The 18,333-nt window shown below is 63.2% G+C and carries 15 protein-coding genes; 7 read left to right on the top strand and 8 right to left on the bottom strand.

What is annotated here, in order from left to right; all coding sequences use genetic code 11:
- Positions 1-35: 35 nt before the first annotated feature.
- The gene (gene pncA / locus MESS2_RS04580; RefSeq protein ID WP_008872917.1) at positions 36-650 is read right to left on the bottom strand and encodes a bifunctional nicotinamidase/pyrazinamidase; all 615 of its coding nucleotides are present in this window, start codon (positions 648-650) and stop codon (positions 36-38) included.
- Between the two features lie 399 nt (positions 651-1,049).
- Here pncA and MESS2_RS04575 point away from each other — a divergent pair, with 399 nt between their 5' ends.
- From MESS2_RS04575 to MESS2_RS04550, 6 genes are all read left to right on the top strand, one after another.
- Positions 1,050-1,913, top strand: coding sequence for an FAD binding domain-containing protein (locus MESS2_RS04575; RefSeq protein ID WP_008872915.1), 864 nt, complete (start codon positions 1,050-1,052; stop codon positions 1,911-1,913).
- Positions 1,910-4,702 carry a molybdopterin-dependent oxidoreductase gene (locus MESS2_RS04570; protein ID WP_008872914.1) on the top strand — a complete coding sequence of 931 codons (2,793 nt, stop codon included), beginning with the start codon at positions 1,910-1,912 and terminating at the stop codon, positions 4,700-4,702. Before MESS2_RS04575 ends, MESS2_RS04570 begins: the two co-directional genes overlap by 4 nt.
- Entirely contained in the window at positions 4,699-6,240 is a 1,542-nt protein-coding gene (locus MESS2_RS04565) for a hypothetical protein (protein ID WP_008872913.1), read from the top strand. The genes MESS2_RS04570 and MESS2_RS04565 overlap by 4 nt, the downstream gene beginning before the upstream one ends.
- Positions 6,240-7,115: a UPF0280 family protein gene (locus MESS2_RS04560; RefSeq protein ID WP_008872912.1), complete on the top strand. Its 876-nt coding sequence runs from the start codon at positions 6,240-6,242 to the stop codon at positions 7,113-7,115. The genes MESS2_RS04565 and MESS2_RS04560 overlap by 1 nt, the downstream gene beginning before the upstream one ends.
- Before the next feature lie 93 nt (positions 7,116-7,208).
- On the top strand, positions 7,209-7,667 hold the full coding sequence (locus MESS2_RS04555) for a MarR family winged helix-turn-helix transcriptional regulator (protein WP_008872911.1): 459 nt from the start codon (positions 7,209-7,211) through the stop codon (positions 7,665-7,667).
- A 137-nt stretch (positions 7,668-7,804) separates the two neighbouring features.
- Positions 7,805-8,656, top strand: coding sequence for a three-Cys-motif partner protein TcmP (locus MESS2_RS04550; protein ID WP_157357607.1), 852 nt, complete (start codon positions 7,805-7,807; stop codon positions 8,654-8,656).
- Here the strand turns inward: MESS2_RS04550 and MESS2_RS04545 are convergent.
- From MESS2_RS04545 to MESS2_RS04530, 4 genes are all read right to left on the bottom strand, one after another.
- Positions 8,653-9,405, bottom strand: coding sequence for a DUF5131 family protein (locus MESS2_RS04545; RefSeq protein WP_008872909.1), 753 nt, complete (start codon positions 9,403-9,405; stop codon positions 8,653-8,655). The genes MESS2_RS04550 and MESS2_RS04545 overlap by 4 nt on opposite strands.
- A gap of 161 nt (positions 9,406-9,566) precedes the next feature.
- On the bottom strand, positions 9,567-10,535 hold the full coding sequence (locus MESS2_RS04540; RefSeq protein ID WP_040592091.1) for a substrate-binding domain-containing protein: 969 nt from the start codon (positions 10,533-10,535) through the stop codon (positions 9,567-9,569).
- Complete coding sequence (locus MESS2_RS04535; protein WP_008872907.1) at positions 10,532-11,863, bottom strand: ABC transporter permease; 1,332 nt, start codon at positions 11,861-11,863, stop codon at positions 10,532-10,534. Before MESS2_RS04535 ends, MESS2_RS04540 begins: the two co-directional genes overlap by 4 nt.
- Positions 11,860-13,446 carry a sugar ABC transporter ATP-binding protein gene (locus tag MESS2_RS04530; protein WP_008872906.1) on the bottom strand — a complete coding sequence of 529 codons (1,587 nt, stop codon included), beginning with the start codon at positions 13,444-13,446 and terminating at the stop codon, positions 11,860-11,862. The genes MESS2_RS04535 and MESS2_RS04530 overlap by 4 nt, the downstream gene beginning before the upstream one ends.
- Positions 13,447-13,666: 220 nt before the next feature.
- Between MESS2_RS04530 and MESS2_RS04525 the strand changes: the two genes are divergently transcribed.
- Positions 13,667-14,686: a LacI family DNA-binding transcriptional regulator gene (locus MESS2_RS04525; RefSeq protein ID WP_008872905.1), complete on the top strand. Its 1,020-nt coding sequence runs from the start codon at positions 13,667-13,669 to the stop codon at positions 14,684-14,686.
- A 22-nt stretch (positions 14,687-14,708) separates the two neighbouring features.
- Here the strand turns inward: MESS2_RS04525 and MESS2_RS04520 are convergent, their stop codons facing one another.
- From MESS2_RS04520 to MESS2_RS04510, 3 genes are all read right to left on the bottom strand, one after another.
- Positions 14,709-15,710: an LLM class flavin-dependent oxidoreductase gene (locus MESS2_RS04520; protein ID WP_008872904.1), complete on the bottom strand. Its 1,002-nt coding sequence runs from the start codon at positions 15,708-15,710 to the stop codon at positions 14,709-14,711.
- Between the two features lie 69 nt (positions 15,711-15,779).
- Positions 15,780-16,949 (bottom strand): AI-2E family transporter, encoded by a 1,170-nt coding sequence (locus MESS2_RS04515; protein ID WP_008872903.1) that lies wholly within the window; start codon positions 16,947-16,949, stop codon positions 15,780-15,782.
- Between the two features lie 120 nt (positions 16,950-17,069).
- Complete coding sequence (locus MESS2_RS04510; RefSeq protein ID WP_008872902.1) at positions 17,070-18,131, bottom strand: LLM class flavin-dependent oxidoreductase; 1,062 nt, start codon at positions 18,129-18,131, stop codon at positions 17,070-17,072.
- Between the last annotated feature and the right edge of the window lie 202 nt (positions 18,132-18,333).

The raw sequence follows: 18,333 nt of genomic DNA, 5'->3' as shown, positions 1-18,333 counted from the left end.
GGCATGGGATCTTTACCTGACGCTCCACGGTCCGGTCAGTCCGACAAATGGTCTTCAAGTATGACGCCGGCCTCGCGCATCCGCTTCAGCATCGCCTCGACGGAGCCGTTGAGGTCGATGCCGCGGCAGGCGTCGAGCCGCACCGTCGTCTTGAAACCCTGCTTGACCGAATCGAGCGCCGAGAAGGCGACACAGAAATCAGTGGCCAATCCGACAAGCGTCACCGCATCGATGCCGCGTTCGCGCAGATAGCCGGCAAGTCCGGTCGGCGTCGTATGGTCGTTCTCGAAGAAGGCCGAATAGCTGTCGATCGCCGGTCTGAACCCCTTGCGGATAATCAGCTCCGCCTTGGTCCAGGCGAGTCCCGAATGAAAGTCCGAGCCGAGGCTGCCCTGGATGCAATGGTCCGGCCACAGCGTCTGATGGCCGTAAGGCATCTCGATCGTCTCGAAGGGCTGCTTGCCGGGATGGCAGGAGGCGAAGCTGGAATGGCCGGCGGGATGCCAGTCCTGCGTCAGCACGACATGCTCGGTTCGCCGGATCAGGTCGTTGACCAACGGCACGATCTCGTCGCCGCCGGCCACCGCCAGCGTGCCGCCAGGGCAGAAGTCGTTCTGCAGGTCGATGACAACAAGCGCTTCGTCGGCCATGGTGCCTCCTTCTCGTCAGTCTCGGGCTCGGGCTCCGGTGGGGGTTCCGGCGGAAGAAAGGCCGCTGGCGCGACCGGACGCAGAAACTTGACCAGATGGCCGCCTGCGTCAACCTCTACAGCGCCGCGCGTCCTTTGGACGCGCAAAGGACGCTGTAGCACTTTGAGTTTGCGCATGATCCTTTCCGAAAAATCGGTTCCGATTTTCGGGGTCATGCGCGAGCGTAACAAATGCGTGCCGTGGCACGGATGCGATGCCGCCGCAAAACTCTGGCTTTGACAATTCGCACCGGCTTGATATCATTTGCATACGAATGAATTTGGCTGGTACGGGCGCGCCGGGAAAATCCGTCGGGAAGGCCATTTTCTGGGATGGCACCCTCTTGTTGGAAGGCAAAGCGTGATCCGTTACGCGAAACCCACCACCGTCGACGAAGCACTCGCTTTGCTTGGCGAGGCTTCGTGGCGCATCCTTGCCGGCGGCACCGATTTCTACCCGGCGCAAGGCAGCAAGCCTTTTCGCGACAACGTCCTCGACATTAACGGCCTGGCGGCGTTGCGCGGTATCGCCGATATCGGTACCCATTGGGTCATCGGCGCGCGCACCACCTGGACAGATCTTGTCCGCCATCCGCTGCCTGCGGCTTTCGATGCGCTGAAGCAGGCGGCGCGGGAAGTGGGCTCCGTGCAGATCCAGAACGTCGCCTCCATCGCCGGCAATCTCTGCAATGCCTCTCCGGCCGCCGACGGCGTGCCGGCGCTGCTTGTGCTCGACGCCGAGGTTGAACTGCGTTCGGTGACGACGACACGGCATCTGCCAGTCCCAGAGTTCATCCTCGGAAACCGCCGCACGGATTTGCGGCCGGGCGAAATGGTCACCGCCATTCGCATTCCGAAATTCGCTGCTGCCGGCACTTCTTGCTTCGTGAAGCTCGGCGCGCGGCGCTATCTCGTCATCTCCATTGCCATGGTGGCGGCGCGCCTCGTTATCGAGGATGGTATCGTCAGCGACACGGCTGTCGCCGTCGGCTCCTGCTCGGCGGTCGCCAAGCGCCTCTCAGGGGTTGAAGCAGCCTTGCGTGGCCTTCCGGTTGATCATGGGCTGGTTGCTGCAATCCAGTCGGCACTGATGGACGAGTTGTCGCCGATCGGCGATGTGCGCGGCAGCGCCGAATACCGGCTCGACGCGGCACGCGAGATCGTCGTTCGCGCCGTGCTTGCGGCTGCAGGGCAAACGACCGGTGACAAGGCGGCTGCGGCATGAGCAAAGCTCAGCCCGATATGAGCAAAGCTCAACCTGGCATCAGCGTTGAACGCGCCGACATCGCGTTCGAGGTCAACGGCGCGGCTGTCAGCGTCTGCGTACCGCCGCTGCGCCGGCTCTCCTCGGTGCTGCGTGACGAATTGCGCCTGACCGGCACCAAGGTTGGCTGCGACGCCGGCGACTGCGGCGCCTGCACCGTTCTGGTCGACGGCGAACCCGTCTGCGCCTGCCTGATGCCGGCGGCTTCGGCGGCTGGCGCGGCAGTGACGACGATCGAGGGTCTTGCCAACGGCAGGCTGTCTGCGCTGCAGGCTTCGTTCCTCGACCATGGCGCGGCGCAATGCGGCGCCTGCACGCCCGGCCTGCTGATCGCGGCAACGGCACTCCTGGAGAAGAAACCTTGCCCGACCGAGGCTGAAACCCAGGATGCGCTGGGCGGCGTCCTCTGCCGCTGCACCGGCTACCGCAAGATCATTGCCGCGGTGATGGACGCCTCGCGCCAAGCCGAAAATCTCGACCACCGCATGCCGCAATCCGGCTCCGCCGTGGGCTCTTCGCCGATACGCCTCGACGGTCTGCCCAAGGTCACCGGCGGCGAAAAATTCGGTGGCGATTCCTTCCCGACCGATGCGCTTGCCGTGCTGGTGGTTCGCTCGCCGCACTATCACACCCGTTTCACATTCGGCGATCTCGATGCCTGGAAGAAGAAACACCCCGGTATCGTCGGCATCTTCACCGCCGCCGACATTCCCGGAAAGAACTGTTTCGGCGTCATCGGTCCCTTTGCCGACCAGCCGGCCCTGGCCGAGAACTTTTCGCGCTTTCGCGGCGAGGCGGTGGCGCTGGTCGCCGGCGAGCGCGAGGCGATGCTTGATCTCGACCTTGCGGACTTTCCAGTGAAATGGATCGAGCTGCCGCATTTTCTGCTGCCATCCGAAGCGCAGGCCGGCGGCGCAAAGCTGATCCACGAACATCGGCCGGCAAACCTGCTCACCTCTGGCTTTGTTGAGCACGGCGACCCCGAAGTGGCGCTTGCGAGCGCGGCTTTCACTGTTTCCGGCAGCATCGACACATCCTATGTCGAGCACGCCTATATCGAGCCGGAAGCCGGCTATGCCCATATGGATGGCGATACGCTCGTCGTCGTCGCCTGCACGCAGGCGCCCTACATGGACCGCGACGAAACGGCAAAGGTGCTCGGCCTTGCCGTCGACAAGGTGCGCATTGTGCCGACCGCGACCGGCGGCGGCTTCGGCTCGAAGCTCGACGTCTCGTTGCAGCCTCTAATCGGCCTCGTCGCCATGAAAACCGGACGGCCGGCCGCACTTGCCTACAGCCGCAACGAATCGATGATCTCGACCACCAAGCGCCACCCGGCCGAGATGAGCGCGACCATAGGCGCCGATGCCGATGGGCTTGTCACCGGTATGGTCTTCACAGGCGATTTCAACACTGGCGCCTATGCCAGCTGGGGGCCGACGGTGGCCAACCGCGTGCCGGTGCATGCCTCCGGCCCCTATCTCACGCCGAACTATCGCGCCGAAGGCCGCGCCATCCATACCAACGGTCCGATCTCGGGCGCCTTCCGTGGTTTCGGCGTGCCACAGGCGACGATCATGCAGGAAACCCTCTATGACGAGCTGGCCGAGAAGCTTGGGCTGGATCGGCTGGACTTCCGGTTGAAAAACTGTCTTCGTAACGGATCCGAAACGGTTACCGGCCAGAAACTGGAATCCGGGGTCGGCATCGCCGAATGCCTTGAAGCGCTACGGCCGCATTGGTCGCGTGCGCTCGCCGATGCCAGCACCTTCAATGCCGCCAATGCGGAAAAAAAGCGCGGTGTTGGCGTCGCCTCCTGCTGGTATGGCTGCGGCAACACTTCGCTGCCCAATCCGTCGACCATCAAGGTCGGCATCTCGGCTGAAGGCGATGTCGTCCTGCATCAGGGAGCGGTCGATCTCGGCCAGGGCTCGAACACGGTCATTTCCCAGATCTGCGCCGACGCGCTTGGCCTGCCGCTGGAAAAGTTCCGGCTGAGAAGCGCCGACACCGCGATCACGCCGGACGCCGGCAAGACTTCGGCTTCACGCCAGACCTTCGTCACCGGCAAGGCCGCCGAGAAGGCCGGCCGCGCCTTGCGCGACGCAATCCTGCGCTTCGCCAATGTGTCGGAGAAGGCGGCGATCGCGCTCGAAGGGGCAAGCCTGGCCATCCGCGAGGGTGAAGCGACAAGGCGGATCGATCTTTCCCAGCTGAAGGCCGATGCCGACGGGCTCGTTTTCCGTGCCGAGGAAACCTACGACCCGCCGACACTGCCGCTCGATGCCAAGGGACAGGGTAAGCCCTACGCGGTCTATGGTTATGGCGCGCAGGTCGCCGAACTCGAAGTCGACCTCAGGCTAGGCACGGTGAAGCTCATAAAAATCACCGCAGCGCACGATGTCGGCAAGGCGATCAATCCGCTGCTGGTCGACGGCCAGATCGAAGGTGGCATCGCGCAGGGCATCGGCATGGCGCTGATGGAGGAATACATCCCCGGCCGCACCGAGAATTTGCATGACTATCTCATCCCGACCATTGGCGACGTGCCGCCGATCGAGACCATCCTGATAGAAGTTCCGGATCCGGAAGGACCCTTTGGCGCCAAGGGTCTGGGCGAGCATGTGCTGATCCCGACAGCGCCGGCGATCCTCAACGCCATCCGCCATGCCACCGGCGTCCTGGTCACCAAGGTGCCGGCGACACCAAGCCGCATTCGCGCCGCCATCCGCGACAAGGAGGCACAATGAGCGAGCTTGCCGAACGCTTCGAAACCCACGACCCCGGCGAAAAGCAGGTGGCGGAAAAGATCCGCTGCGATGCCTGTCCGGTCATGTGCTACATCGCTGACGGCCGCACCGGAGCCTGCGACCGCTATGGCAATGTCAGCGGCCGCATCGTGCGCATGGATCCGCTGACCATCCTCGACCACGCGGCCGAGACCGGCGCCGCGGTCGTGCCGTTTGTCGCCGAGGGCGGGCAATGGAACGGCGAACTGGTCAATTCTGGCCGCCGTTTCGTCACCGCCATCGGCGCCGGCACTACCTATCCCGACTACAAGCCGGCCCCGTTCACCGTCAGCCAGCAGGTCGAGGGCGTCGATCTCGTCACCATAGTGACGGAGGGCATCTTCTCCTATTGCGGCGTCAAGGTGAAGATCGACACCGACCGCCATATCGGTCCCGAAACCGCGACCGTTCGCGCCGAGGGCGAGGCGATCGGCCATGTCACCACGGGCGAATACGGCTCGCAGATGCTGTCGCTGGGCGGCGTGCATCACCTCACCGGCGGCTCCAAGGCGGAAGGGCGCGCCACCTGCGATGCGCTGCTCAATCTTTGCAACCGAAAGCCCGTCGCACTCACCATCGACGGCGGCGCTGCGATCATCGTTGAAGCCGGCAAACCACCGGTCATCGACGGCAAGGTCGAGCACCGCATGCGCGTCGGCTGCGGCTCGGCTACCATCGGCATGTTCGCCACCCAGTGGCGCGGGCTGGTCGACGAGGTGGTGGTGGTCGACGACCACATCACCGGCGTCGTCTCCGAGCACCAGGCCGGCAAGGTGCTGGGCTGGCAGGACACCGGGATAAAAATCATCGGCCGACGCTCGACGCCTGGCCGCTATTTCAAAGTGTCCGAACCTGGCCTCGGCTGGGGCGGCACCAACATTTCCGACCCGCTGTCGATCCTCGGTGAGTGGAACGCCAAGAAGGGTGCCCGCCCCGGCCTGTCGCTGCTGATGGTCTCGACCACCGGCGAGCAGTTCGCCTATTACGAGCTCGATGACGAGCTGAAGCCAGTCGAGAAGCCGTTTCCTGAACGGCTGCAGAAATCGGTCGGTCTGATCGAGGACAATTGCGAGCCGGCGCTTTGCACCGTGCTGTTCATCGGCGGCGCCGGCGGCTCTCTGCGCGCCGGCGTTACAGAGAACCCGGTCAATTTGACCCGTTCGGTGCAAGGGCTGAAGACTTACGTGACGGTCGGCGGCGCGCCGGTCTATGTCTGGCCGGGCGGCGGTATCACGCTGATGGTCGATGTTATCAGGGTGCCGGAAGGCGCCTTCGGCTATGTACCGACCCCGGCGCTGGTGGCGCCGATCGAGTTCACGCTGCGCCGTGACGACTATGTCAGGCTCGGCGGCTACGAGGCGGAAATCCGCAGCGTCGCGGACATCCTTGCCAAGGGCGGCGAGTTTCTCAACCCGCGCCGCGGCATCGGCGCTCCGGCGAGCAATCCCTGGCCACCGCTGGCGCAATTGCGACGCGCGGCGGCGAATGGAGCCACGTGATGAACGGCCCGCAGGCGCATTGGCTGGAGAGGCGGCTGCACCTCAATCACGGGCCGATCGACCTGATCATTGAGGCTTTTGGTGACGCAGGCGAATGCCGCGCCGCTTATGGCCAGGCGGTGACGCGCTTCCAGACCATTCTCGCCGAACTGGTCGATGAATTGCCGGACCTGCGCACACCGGCAAGCCTTGATCCGCGGGCTTTCGCCAGCCCGACGGCCCAGCGCATGGAGGCGGCAGTCTCCCCGCTCGCCGAAAGTTTCATCACGCCGATGGCCGCAGTCGCCGGTTCGGTAGCCGACGAAATTCTTGCCGCTTTGCTTACCGGAAGAAAGCTCGACCGCGCCTACGTCAACAATGGCGGCGACAGCGCGATCCATCTTGGTCCGGGCCAGTCCATGACCCTTGCCATCGCCGGGACCGGCCACGATCTGGCGGACCGTATCACCATTCGTGCCGAGGACGGGATTGGCGGTGTCGCGACCAGCGGCTGGCGCGGCCGTTCGTTTTCGCTTGGGATTGCCGATGCCGTCACCGTGCTCGCGCGGACAGGGGCCGACGCCGACGCCGCCGCCACCCTGATCGCCAACGCCGTCGACCTGCCCTGCCACCCCGCCATCGGGCGCGTGCCCGCGCGCGATCTGGCGCCGGATAGCGATCTTGGCGATCGGCTGGTCACAACGGCGGTTGGCCCGCTTTCACCAGCTGAAATTGCGGTCGCACTGGACAGCGGGCTCGCTGTCGCCGATGATTTTCGCCGAAATGGCCTGATTGCCGCCGCTGCACTTTTCCTGGCCGGCCAAGCCCGCGTCAGTGGTTCCACGGCGCTCGCCGCGCCCAATGAAATCCCAGGGAAGGAAGTTGCCCATGCTTGAGTTTTCAATCCTTCACCAAGGCAGGCCTGCCACGGAGGCGTCGCGCAGCCGCGGCTTCGGCGCAAGAGGCGTCAAGGCTTGGGACGGGCTGCCGTGAGCGAGGAAAACCTGCTCAAGCTGGTCCAGGCCGAGGAGCCCGAGGAGAACGACTATCATCTGCAGGAGCAGGTCGGCTTCATCCTGCGCAAGGCGCATCAGCGCCATGTCTCGATCTTCGCCGCGCATATCGCCGACCTGACGCCGCCGCAGTTCGCCGCTCTGGCCAAATTGCGCGACGTCGGCGAGACCTCGCAGAACCAACTCGGCACGCTGATCGCCATGGATGCCGCAACGGTCAAAGGCGTCATCGACCGGCTGAAGGCGCGCGGCCTGGTCGAGCTTTCCAAGCATGAAGTCGACAAGCGGCGCCTGCTGGTCAATCTGACCGCGCAAGGCCGCGATGCAATCGAGCGCCTTATCCCGCTCGCCCGTGACATCACCGAGGAAACACTGGCGCCGCTCTCGCCCAAGGAGGTCGCCACTTTCATGAAGCTTTTGGCCAAGCTGGCGTAGGGCGTCGCTGCCACGAGAGAATGGCCCGACTTGGTAAGATTTAGCTGTTCGTCCCCATGAAGTGGGGAAAGGGTGGCGGCGTATCGGTCGCCTCAGGAGGATGTGGTTAGCTCGTCGCTTGTCGATTGACACCAAAGGTGGTTGGATCGATCAAAACGGGGGCGTTGGTGGGGCAGCTTATTGAAGGCGACGATGGATCGCCCGTAGAGGTGGTCGGCGCTTGGGCCAAAACCAAGCACGAGTATCTATGCCGTTATGTCGACATCAGTCGCGGCGTCCGATCGAAATGGCTCGACCAAGGAAAGGCTGGCGCAACTCTGATTGATCCGTTCTGCGGACCGGGCAGGTGCAGGATTCGCGACACCAATGAATTCATTGATGGCGGCGTGGTTGCCGCTTGGAAGAAGAGCGCCGACAGCAAAACGCCATTCTCTGCGGTATATATCGGAGACATCGAAGCCGAGCGGGTTGAGGCTTGCGAGAAACGGCTACGCGCGCTGAACGCTCCGGTGGTGGCTATCACAGGTAATGCTGTTGCTACCATCAAGGAGATCGTCAGCCTTGTGAACCCTCATAGCTTGAACTTCGCATACTTGGATCCTTACAACCTGGAGACACTCAATTTCGAGATGATCAGGACGCTATCGGACCTCCGGTACGTCGACATGCTCGTACATGTCAGTCAGATGGACCTGCAGCGAAACCTCGACAAATACTCGTCGGGCGACTCGGCGGTTTTCGATGCCTTCATTCCTGGCTGGCGTGACGCCATCAAAGCGGGAAACGTCAAGGCAACACGCCAGGCAATTTTGCGCTATTGGTCCGAGCTTGTTGGGCGACTTGGCGTGTGGCCCTCTCCGGAACCAAAGCTAATAACCGGGCCTGGCAACCAGCCGCTATATTGGCTTCTGCTAGCCGCCAAGCATGAACTCGCTCTGGCGTTTTGGAAGGTCGCGGCTAACAAGCAGAGACAAGGCAACCTTTTCTAGGCGGTAGCTGCCGGCATCTCATCGTAGATACGACCATTGAGCATGCGGCCGGCGGCTTTCTTGTTATTGCCTCCCCACTGCTTGAAGAAGAATGCCGTGCCCGCGCGTCGGCACATCGTTTCGATCTCGTCGACCCAGTGAGGATTCATATATCGCGCCCCTGGCCCGCTTTCACCGCCAACGATCGCCCAATGAATATCGGTGAGATTGGCACCGGCTACAGACCCGATCAACGGCTCAAGAGAAACGAACCGGATTGCTGCAGGCACTCGGCGAAGATCATCGAGTCGACCCAGCACTCGATGATCCTCAACACTGGTCCCGAGCCAGACATTAGGCAGAACGGGAAAATCGCCACGAGTCAGAACCTTGGCCATAACTTCCGGGCGCTTCGTTAGAATCTGATAGGTATGCCGCGGCGTCTCTTCCATCACAGTCCATACCTGTCGAATGAAATCTGCCGGCACGTCGACATGAAAGAGATCAGACATCGAGTTCACGAAGACGCGGCGTGGTTTCGACCAGGTTGCAGGGATCGACAGTGACTTCGAATCGGTCACGACTTTGCCGGTCCACTTCGCTCGGCCGCCCGTCTTGCGCGTCAGGCCCTGATACTTGTTCATGCCCATGGCTTCTAGCCGTGCCGCCATGCGCATCGCGTAGCAGTTCGTGCAGCCGGCGGTCAGGATCGTGCAGCCGGCCACCGGGTTCCACGTCGCGTCGGTCCATTCGATTGAGGTCTCAGCCATAGGAAGATTCTCCTTCACGTTGATGGTTAATTCAAGGTGATGAAGCTTCCGTTATCGGGTTTGACGACTGAGGAAGGTTCCGGCCACAGCTTTCCCACCAACGAGCAGGAGAGCCGTGGCCGAGTCCTGAACACCGGAGCCGCCTTCTCCGGCAATAGGCTTCAGAGGCCGTTGTCCTTCAGGATCTGCGCGGAATTTTCCTTGGTGATCTTCTGCGTCGGCAAGGTGATGGTCTTTTCGACCTTCTCGCCGTTCAGGAACTTGATCGCCTGCCGCAGCCCTTCGGCGCCTGGCGTCACATAGGTGAAGGTCGCCGTCAGTTCGCCATTGTTGACCAGGGTCACCCCTTCATTGGGCAGGCCGTCGATGCCGATGAACTTGATCTCCTTCTCGCGGCCGACATCCTTGGCGGCAAGATAGGCGCCGTAAGCCATCGGGTCGTTGTGGCCGTAGACGAGATCGATCTTCTCGTTGTTGCGCAATGCGGTCGCCATGATGTTGTAGGCCTGGTCCTGCTTCCAGTCGCCCGACTGCTTGTCGAGCAGGTACTTGATGCCCGGCTCCTTGTCGGTGACCTCGTGGAAGCCGTTGCTGCGGTCATGCGCCGGCTGGGTGCCCATGCCGCCCCAGATCTCGACGACATTGCCGGCCGCCTTGCCCTTGCCGCCCAGAAGCTCGACGGCATATTCGCCGGCGGCCCGGCCGATCAGCTTGTTGTCGCCGCCGACGAACTGCGTGTAGTCCTGGGTCTCGACATTGCGATCGAGCACGAAGACCGGGATCTTGGCGTCTACCGCCTGCTGCACGACGCCGCTCAGCCCCGCCGATTCCTTCGGCGACACCAGCAGTGCGTCGACTTCCTGGCGAATCAGGTTCTCGACATCGGCAACCTGCTTTTCGGTCTTGTCCTCGCCGTCGGTGACGATCAGCTCGATGTCCGGATGCTTGGCGGCCTCGGCCAGGATGTCCTTGTTGAACTGGGCGCGCCAGGGTTCGATGGTCGTCACCTGCGAGAAGCCGATCTTCCATTTCTTGTCCTGGGCATAGGCGTTGCCGCTGGTCAAAAGGGCGGTTGTGGTCAGCAATGCCGCGCCAATGGCGGCAAGCTTCAGCATGTCACGTCGTTTCATTTCTTGTTTCCTCCAAGATTTAGAGACGGGGTCTCTTTTGACGGTCGCTTTGCCGCGGCCGTTTCCTTGCGCGCCGTCTGCTCGCCCCATAAAGGGGCAAACAGCAGGCGCAGATAGAAGAGAAGATCGGCGGCATTGCGCTCCTGCACGAGCACGGTGCCGATGATGATCATCCCTTTCAGCACCAGCTGAAGGTTCGAATTGATGTTGTGCAGCTGCAGTATGTTCGACAGCAGCCCGAAGATCAGCACGCCGCAGAATGTGCCGATCAGGCTGCCGCGCCCGCCCATCAGGCTGGTGCCGCCGATGACCACCGCGGCAATGGCGTCGAGCTCCAGCCCGGCGCCGGCATCCGGCTTGCCTTGCCTGTATTGCGCGACATAGAGCACCGCCGCCACGCCGGCCAGCAGCCCTGACACCGCGTAGGTGGCGATCTTGACACGCCCGGCGGCGATGCCGGAAAGCCGCGCTGCCTCTTCATTGCCGCCGATGGCGTAGACGTAGCGGCCGAACGGCGTGAAGCGCAGCACGGCGCCATAGATCAGGATTGCGCCGAGGAAGAACAGGCCCGGCATCGGGATCATGCCGAACACCAGCGAGCGCAACATCTCGAATTCGGCGGTGGCGTTCGATCCGGTATAGACCGGCAGCACCGCATTGTTCTGGCCGGCGGTCAGCCGCGCGATGCCGAGCGCCGTCACCATCATCGCCAGCGTGACGATGAACGGTTGCAGCCGGCCGGCAACGATGATGAAGCCGTTGAGCGCGCCGAACAACAGCCCGACGCAAGGCGCCACCAACAGCACGCCGAGCACGCCGAACTTCGTTTCTATCTGCGGCAGCAGGAACCACAGGGCGAGGCAGCAGAGAATCACCCCGACAATGCCGGGTGCGACCAGCCCGCGGACGTTGTCCAGCTTGACGTCGCTCGTTGCCTCCGGGCCGGCGCGCGACTTTGCCAGGTTCAGGAAGATGAAGCGGGTGACGAGGATGCCGAGGCAAAGTGCCACCGCGGCGACGGTCGGCACGCCCAACACGACGCCCGGCGTCACGCCCGGTACCGTCAGCAGCATGGCGCAGACCACGGTGGAGATCGCCATCAGCGAGCCGACGGAGAGGTCGATGCCGCCGGTGATGATCACCGCCGTCATGCCGGTGGCGATCAGGCCGGTGGTCGACACCTGACGCAGCACATCGAGCAGATTGCCGTAGGACAGGAAGATGTTGTTGCCCTTCGAGCTGATCGGCGAGCCGAGCACGCCGATCAGGAAGATGGCGATCAGGCCCCAATAGAGCTTGGTCCGGGACAGCACGCTCAACAGGCTCATGCGGCAGGCCTCGCTATCGTCCGGCGTGGTGCCGCAAGCCGCATGATGGCCTCCTCGCTGGCTTGTGCGCGCGAGAGGATCCCCGTCTGGCGGCCGTCGGCCATGACCAGGATGCGGTCGGAAAGATGCAAAAGCTCCGGCAATTCCGAGCTGATGACGGCGATGGCGAGCCCATCTCGCGCCAGCTTGAAGATGAGGTCGTAGATCTCCCGCTTGGCGCCGACATCGATGCCGCGCGTCGGCTCGTCCAGCAAAAGCACCCGCGGCCTTGTCGCCAGCCATTTGCCGATGACGACCTTCTGCTGGTTGCCGCCGGACAGCGTGCCGGCCTGTTGCTCGATGTCCTCGCAGCGTATGCCGAGCGCCCGGACCGCATGCCGGGCCAGCCCCTGTTCGCCGGCAAGCGAGCGGATGCCGAACCGCGCCAGCGCCCCGACCAGCGGCAGCGCCACATTGTCGGTGATCGATGCCTTGAGATGCAGCCCTTGCGTCTTGCGGTCCTCGGTCACCAGGGCGATGCCGAGCCGGCGGGCATCGCGCGGCGAACGGATAGCCACCAGCTCGCCATCGAGCCTGATGTCGCCACCGGCGCGCCCGCCGCTGGAGCCGAAGATCGTCTCCAGGATTTCGGTGCGGCCCGAGCCCAGCAGCCCGCCTATGCCCAGGATTTCGCCTTCGGCGAGATCGAAGCTGACGCCGTCGAGCACCGTGCGCCAGCCGTGGCGGTCCGGTTTCGACAGCGACAAGCCGCTGACCGACAGCACGGTCTTGCCGCTAGAGCTGCGTTCTTGCTGCGAGGAAGCGAGCAGGTCTCGCCCGACCATCGCCGAAATGATGGCGTTCTCATCGAGCCTTGCCATATCGTCGGTCAGCACGTGGCGTCCGTCGCGAAACACCGTGACACGGCTCGCCAGATGCATGACCTCGTCGATGCGGTGCGAGATGTAGACGATCGCCACGCCACTGTCGGCGAGCTGGCGGATGATGCGGAACAGCCTCTGGCATTCCGCTGGCGACAGGGCTGATGTCGGCTCGTCCATGATCAGGATGCGCGCCGACATCGACAGCGCCTTGGCGATTTCGACCAGTTGCTGCTCGCCGACCCGCAAGGCGCCGACACGCGCTTCCGGGTTGAGTTCGATGCCGAGCCGCTGCAACAGCGCGCCGGCAGCGCGGCTGCTTGCCTTGCGGTCGACGACCAGCCCGGCGATCAGCTTCTCGCGCCCCAGGAAGATATTGTCGGCAACGCTGAGTTCGGGAACCAGGTTGAGTTCCTGGTGGATGATGGCGATGCCGACATCCTCGGCGTCGCGAACACCGGCGAAACGCACCGCTTGGCCATCGATTGTCACCGTGCCGTCATAGTCTGTGTAGACGCCGGACAGGATTTTCATCAGCGTCGACTTGCCGGCGCCGTTTTCCCCCATCAGCGCATGGACCTCACCGCTCCACAGATCGAAGTCGACATCGACAAGGGCGGCGATGCCGCCGAACGTCTTGGAGATGTGCTCGGCGCTTAGAACGACAGCCCGACGATTGGCCGCCACAACGTTCCCGGACGGGATGGGGTTAGCGTGCTCCATGACAAGAACGGCCTCCCTCCGTCGTCGTCGAACCTTCCGAACGCTAATCTAAACGTTTCGATCGTGTCAAGCCGGTATCTTATGACGTTGGGGTTGATGCATTTCAATTCTTGCGCAACTACGCAAGATTCCGTAGGTATTACAGCCAAAGGGCGGCGAAACGTTTCGAAAAATGACGGCGTCAGGGCGAAAAAAACAGCGAAAGTCCACGGCTCCGACCATGCTGCATGTGGCCGAGGCGGCGCGCGTTTCGGTCGCCACCGTGTCGGCGCTGATCAACGGCACCGCGACCGTCAGTCCCGAGCTCAGCCAGCGCATCGAGCAGGCGATCCGCGACATCGGCTACAAGCGCAACGCGATCGCCCGCAGCTTGAAGATGGGTACGACCCGCACCATCGGTCTCACCGTTCCGCACATCACCAATCCGTTCTTCACCGATGTTGTTTCGGTCATCCAGCAAGCGTTCGACCGCGCCGGCTATGCGGTCATGCTGTGCTGCACGGACGAGGACCTGAACACGCAGGACGACCAGATCAGGCTGCTGCTCGACCGCATGGTCGACGGGTTGATCGTCGCCCGCGTCGGCGACGGCGCGATCCTCAAAGGGATAGTCGAAAGCGCCAATGTACCGGTGGTGCTGCTCGACCGCGTTTGCGAGGGGGTCGATACCGATACGGTCGTGCTCGACAACCAGCGCGCGGTGTTCGACGCCATCACCTATCTGATCGATCTCGGCCACCGGCGCATCGGCTACATAACCGGAACGTTCGACATATCGCCCATGCACGACCGCATGGCGGGCTATCGCGAGGCACTCCAGGCCGCCGGCCTGCCGGTCGAGAACGAACTGGTCCGTTTCGGCAATTTCCACGAAGTCGACGGCTACAATGCCACGATGCAGCTGCTGTCGCTGCACGACCGCCCCAGCGCCATCTTCTCGGCCAACAATCCGATGGTGATCGGCGCCATGAAGGCGATCCGCGATATCGGGCTGTCCTGTCCGCAGGATATTTCGGTTGCCTGTTTCGACGATTTCCCCTGGTCGGATGTGTTTCAGCCGCAGCTCACCACGGTTTCCCAGCCGGTGCAGGCGATCGGTGAACAGACGGCCAACCTGCTGCTCGACCGGCTCGCCGGCAACAGGGACGCACCGCCGCGCAAGCTGACGCTCAAGGGCCGCCTGATGATCCGCAATTCATGCCGGCCGCTCGGAGCGGTCGCGCAGAGCGTCAGCGCGTAACGCGCCAGTTTCGGGAAGAACGTCAGGCCGCTTGCGACAGCGATTTGTGGGCCTCGGCCAGGATCTCGAAGGAGCGCAGTCGCGCGCCATGGTCGAAAACCTGTGCGGTGACCATCAGCTCGTCGGCGCCGGTGCGCCGAACAAACGCGTCGATGCCTTGCCGGACCGTTTCGGGAGCGCCGACAACGGCGCAGGACAGCGCCTGGCCAAGCATGGTCTTGGCCATAGCGTCGAGGTCGCGGTCATAATTTTCGACCGGCGGCGGCAAGCGGCCGGGCCGGCCGGTGCGCAGGTTGACGAAGGCCTGCTGCAGCGAGGTGAACAACAGCCGCGCCTCGGCATCGGTGGGTGCGGCAAAGACGTTGAGGCCAAGCATGACATAGGGCTTGTCGAGCTGCTCCGACGGCTGGAAGCGCGAGCGGTAGATCTCCAGCGCATGGTCGAGCTCGGCCGGCGCGAAATGCGAGGCGAAGGCGTAGGGCAGGCCGAGCAGGGCGGCGAGTTGCGCGCCATAGAGGCTGGAGCCCAGGATCCAGATTGTCACCTTTTCGCCCTCGCCGGGCACGGCGCGGATGCGCTGGCCCTCTTCGGCCGGCTGGAAATAGCCCATCAGCTCGACGACATCCTGCGGGAAATTGTCGGCGCCGGCGTCGAGGTTGCGGCGCAATGCGCGCGCCGTCGCCATGTCGGTGCCGGGTGCCCGGCCGAGGCCAAGGTCGATGCGGCCCGGATGCAATGCGGCCAGCGTGCCGAATTGCTCGGCGATGACCAGCGGAGAATGATTGGGCAGCATGATGCCGCCGGCGCCGACGCGTATCGTTTTGGTGCCGCCCGCGACATGGGCGATGACGACGGATGTGGCCGCACTTGCGATGCCCGGCATGTTGTGATGCTCGGCCAACCAGTAGCGCTTGTAGCCCAGCCGCTCGGCGTGGCGAGCGAGATCAAGCGAATTGGCGAGCGATTGCGAAGCGTTGCTGCCTTCAACGATCGGCGACAGGTCAAGAACGGAAAGAGCGGTCATGGGCGGGGATCCTGTGTGGGGATCGGATGTAGGGAGCGACCGGCGACGCCGCAAATTCAAAAATATTGATCAGCCCTTTGCAGGTCCGGTGTCGGTGGTGTCGTCCTCCTCGATCACTGCCATATGCTGCGCCGCCAGGAAATTGCCGACATGGCTGAGGCCGTCGAAATGGTCGCAGAACACCTTGATGACGACCAGCAGCGGCACCGCCATCAGCGCGCCGATGAAGCCCCATAGCCAGGACCAGAAGGCGATGGCGATGAAGATTGCCACGGCGTTGATCTCGAGGCGGCGGCCGACCGCCATCGGCGTTACGAATTGCCCCTCGATGATGACGCACAACAGCACGAAGGCTGGCGCCAGCAGCGCGTAGGGGATGGTGTCGAAGCTGATCAGCGCGATGATCGTGATGAGTGTGATGGTGATCAGCGGTCCGACATAGGGCAGGAAATTGAGCAGCGCGGCAGCCGCGCCCCAGACCAGCGGATTGGGCATGCCGAGCGCCCAGAGGCCGAGACCGGTCACCGTGCCGAGACCCGCGTTGATTACCGAGACCGTCAGCAGATAATACGAAATCTCGCGTTCGACGTCGTAGACGACCCGCAATGCCCGTTTTTTCTCGCTGAGGCTGGCGAAGGACTGGATGATCTTTTCATAAAACATCGTGCCCGAGGCAAGCAGGAACAGCGACAGCACGAAGACGATGGTGATGCTCGTCGCCGCCGACAGCAGATTGTCCGCCGCTTGCGAGAGAATGCCCGATGGTGCGAGCGCCACCCGCTGCACACCGGCGTCCTGCGACGTTGCCATCAGCCCTTCCAGCTGATGGGAAATCTCCATGATCCTTTCGAACGGACGCCGCAGCTGATCGAGGCGCTCAGTGAGCTGCAGGCCGATCGAAGAGGAGTTGTTGATGAGGTCGATGACCGGACCGCTGAGCAGATAGCCTGCAATGGCGACAAAGCAGACGGACAGCAGCACCAAAAAACTCGCTGACACCACGTCGGGCACGCCGTGCTTGCGCAGGAAGCGCACGATCGGGGTCAGCGTCAGCGCCAGCAAAAAGGCCAGGATCACCGGCATGAAGAAAGCGCGGCCGAAATAGAGCGCGTAGACGATCATTAGAACAAAGATGCCGACGAGCAGCGAGCGCATCAAATGCGTATCCGCGCGCGCCTCAATGCGCGGATCCGGGCTTTCGCCAACGCCTGCGCCCGACGCGATCGGTTCGGCTTTCATCATTTCCCCTCGGGCATACCGCGATTGGAGCGGCTCCTTGGCGAAAACGTCCTTGCCTCGTCAAAGTTCCGTTAGCCGGCAATGATGCAAGGGATGATCTTGAGTCATGCCTCCCGGGAATCAGGCGACTGGTGCAGTCGCGGCAGGAAGGCTCTTCGCCGTCTCCTTGCGCACGATCGGCGCCACCTTCGTGCCATAGAGTTCGATTGCCTTCATGACCTTGGCGTGCGGCATGATGCCGATCGCCATCTGCAGCAGGAAACGGTCGTTGCCGAATATCCTGTGCTGGGCAATGATCTTCTCGGCCACCTGCACGGGATTGCCGACGAACAGCGCGCCGTTCGGGCCGCGCGACTGGTCGAAATGCGCCCGTGATGTCGGGCCCCAGCCGCGCTCGCGGCCGATGCGGTTCATCACCTCGGCCTGCGGACCGTAGAAATCGTCGGCTGCCTGGTCCGTCGTCTCGGCGATGAAGCCGTGCACGTTGAGGCTGGTGGCCAGTGTTTCCAGATCATTGCCTGCCCGCCTGGCCGCGTCCCGGTAGATATCGAAAAGCGGCGCGAACCGGGCCGGCTCGCCACCGATGATGGCGAGCGCCAGCGGCAGGCCGAGCGCGCCCGCGCGGGCGGCGGATTGCGGCGTACCACCGATCGCGATCCAGATCGGCAATCTGTCCTGGAAAGGCCGGGGATAGACGCCGCGATCATTGATCGCCGCGCGCAGATTGCCGGACCACGTCACCTTCACGCTGTCACGGATGGCGAGCAGCAGGTCGAGTTTTTCGGCGAAGAGCTCGTCATAGTCTTCGAGATTGTAGCCGAACAGCGGAAAGGACTCGATGAACGAGCCGCGCCCGGCCATGATCTCGGCACGGCCGCCGGACAGGAGGTCGAGTGTCGCAAACTGCTGGAAGACGCGAACCGGATCGTCGGAAGACAGTACGGTCACAGCGCTGGTCAGCTTGATGCGCTTGCTGCGCTCCGCCGCCGCCGCCAGGGCGACGACCGGCGCCGAGGCGGCATAGTCGGGGCGGTGATGCTCGCCCAGCCCGAAGACGTCGAGGCCGACCTGGTCGGCCAGCTCGATTTCCTCGATCAAATTGCGCAGCCGCTCATGCGGGCCGATGGCGCCGGGACCGGGCTCAGGGCTCACGTCGGCGAAGGTGTAGAGACCAAGTTCCATGAATGTCATCCTGACGTGTCGTTTGTTAGGCTAGAGGTAGCGATCCGCCCGGCGCACTGCCAGTGGCGCGGGCGGTGAACAGTGCATGTCTGTTGCGACAAACGTCTCCCGGCTGCAACAGCTCACAATTTCATGGCTGGCATACTGTTTTGGCGCTTGAACTCTCGGTATTCGCGCGTATGTAAGCCTCGCAAATTGACTT

The organism is Mesorhizobium metallidurans STM 2683, from assembly GCF_000350085.1.
In the GTDB taxonomy this organism is placed as follows: domain Bacteria; phylum Pseudomonadota; class Alphaproteobacteria; order Rhizobiales; family Rhizobiaceae; genus Mesorhizobium; species Mesorhizobium metallidurans.
Note: the sequence above shows the minus strand (reverse complement) of the source record. Positions and strands in the feature narration are given on the sequence as shown.